At 68.7% G+C, this 2,206-nt stretch carries 2 protein-coding genes; both read right to left on the bottom strand.

The window, feature by feature from the left end:
* Positions 1-1,260: alpha-glucosidase/alpha-galactosidase (locus tag ACFU99_RS33815; protein ID WP_384399416.1), on the bottom strand; the 1,260-nt coding region annotated here is incomplete at its 3' end.
* 74 nt (positions 1,261-1,334) lie between these two features.
* Positions 1,335-2,171 carry a carbohydrate ABC transporter permease gene (locus ACFU99_RS33810; RefSeq protein WP_384399419.1) on the bottom strand — a complete coding sequence of 279 codons (837 nt, stop codon included), beginning with the start codon at positions 2,169-2,171 and terminating at the stop codon, positions 1,335-1,337.
* Positions 2,172-2,206: the final 35 nt, after the last annotated feature.

Below are 2,206 nucleotides of genomic sequence, written 5' to 3'. Positions count from 1 at the left end.
GACCATGTCGTCGCAGAGCCGCCAGATCTGGTCCACGGTCAGCGTGGCGGCGGTGGCCGGGTCGGTCATGGCGGCGTGCCGGATGTGCAGCGGCTCGTTGTCGACGGCGGCGCGGACGACCAGGTCGTTCATGCTCAGGTAGGTGCGGTTGAGGGCCGCCAGCTGCGGCGGCAGGGAGCCGGCGCGGGTCGGCTGGACGCCGGTGGCGTCGACGAGGCAGGGCACCTCGACCACGCCGTGGGCCGGGAGGTTGTCGATCAGGCCGCGGTTGGGGACGTTCCCGTAGATCGTCCGCGGGGTGCCGGTGACGATGCTGTGGATGACCTGCGGGGCGTACTCCATGGTGCCTTCGACGGTGAGCGCCTCGCCGGCCGCGAGCGCGTCGCGGGTGTGCTCGTACTCGGCGACGTTCTCGTCGACGATGCCGACGTACGCGCCGATCGGCAGGCGCAGCCGGTCGATCTCGCTGTCGTGGTGCAGGTACCAGGGCACGTACTCCGAGGAGTGCTCGCTGGTCTCGGTCGGGTAGTAGCCGAGCCGCCGGTACATGTCGACGCGCACCCGGCGCCGCAGTTGCTCGTCCTTGGCGATGAGTTCGTCGAGGCGGGGGTAGAGGTCCGTGCCGTTGTGCTCGAAGCGCAGCACCCAGGCCTGGTGGTTGACGCCCGCGGCCCGGTAGGTGATCTCGTCGAAGGGGACGTCCACGAGCTCGGCCAGGTCGTGCATGGTCCAGTACACCGAGTGGCACAGGCCGACGACCTTGGTCAGCCCGGTGGCCTCGGTGAGGTACTGGATGTTCATGGCCATGGGGTTGGTGTAGTTGAGCAGCCACGCGTCGGGGCACAGCTCCGTGATGTCCTCGCCGAGCTGCTTGAGGAAGGGGAAGGTGCGCAGGGCGCGGAAGACGCCGCCGACGCCGAGGGTGTCGCCGATGGTCTGGCGCAGCCCGTAGCGGGCGGGTATGTCGAAGTCGGTACGGGTGGACTCGCCCATGCCGATCTGCACGATGTTGATGACGAAGTCCGCGCCGGCCAGGGACTCGCGGCGGTCGGCGTGGGCGGTGATGTTCGCGTCGGCGTTGAGCTCGCGCGCGATGTAGCGGGCCGCGGCCTCGGCGGTGGCCAGCCGTTCGGCGTCGATGTCGTGCAGGGCGATGTGCGCGTCGCGCAGCTCCGGGAAGGCGAAGAGGTCGGCGAGCAGCCCCTGGGTGAAGACGACGCTGCCGGCGCCGATGAAAGCGATCTTGGGTTGGGTGGTCATGAGGTGTGTGCTCCGATGGGAGAGAAGGGAGAGAGGTGGGCGAGGGCTTCGTCCCAGGCGGCCTGGGCGGGCGGTCAGCCCTTGAGGCCGCTGGAGGCGACCGAGCGGATGAAGGCCTTCTGCGCGAAGAGGAACGCGACGAGCACCGGAAGGATCGTCAGGACGTTGCCCGCCATCACCGCGGACCACTTGGTGTGGTGCTGTCCTTGGAAGGTGGTCAGGCCCAGTTGCAGGGTGTACTGCGTGTCGTGGTTGATGGCGATCAGCGGCCAGGTGAGGTCGTTCCACGTGGACAGGAAGGTCAGCACCGCGACGGTGGAGAGCGCGGGCCGCGCCAGCGGCAGGATGATGGAGTAGATGACGCGCAGCCGGGAGCAGCCGTCGATCCAAGCGGCCTCCTCCAGTTCCCGGGGCAGCGACAGGAAGAACTGCCGCAGCAGGAACACCGCGAACGGCGTGACGAGAGCGGGCACGATCAGCGCGCCGAGCGTGTCGATGAGCCCGAGCTTCTTCATGACCAGGAAGGTGGGGATCATCGTGAGCTGGAACGGGATGGCCATGGTCGCCATCATCAGGACGAGCAGGAACCGCGAGCCGGCGAACCGCATCCGGGCGAACGCGTAGCCGCCGAGCACGCCGAACACCAGGTTGGAGGTGACGGCGACCGCGGAGACGATCGCCGAGTTCAGCAGCCAGCGCACGAACTTGGCGTTGCCGAGGACGTAGTGGTACCCGCCGAAGTCGATCTTCGAGGGCCAGAGCGCCGGCGGGAAGCGGTTGATCTCGGCGTCGCTCATGAACGAGCTCAGCAGCAGCCAGATCAGCGGCAGCGCGAACAGCAGGCCCAGCGGCGCGAGCACCAGGTGCCAGCCGCTGAACGGGAGCCGGAAGCGGCGCCGTTCGGTCGGCAGGGCGCTCGGACGGGAGGTGACCCGTGACTCGGTCG

This window comes from Streptomyces sp. NPDC057654 (assembly GCF_042800135.1).
In the GTDB taxonomy this organism is placed as follows: Bacteria; Actinomycetota; Actinomycetes; order Streptomycetales; family Streptomycetaceae; genus Streptomyces.
Note: the sequence above shows the minus strand (reverse complement) of the source record. Positions and strands in the feature narration are given on the sequence as shown.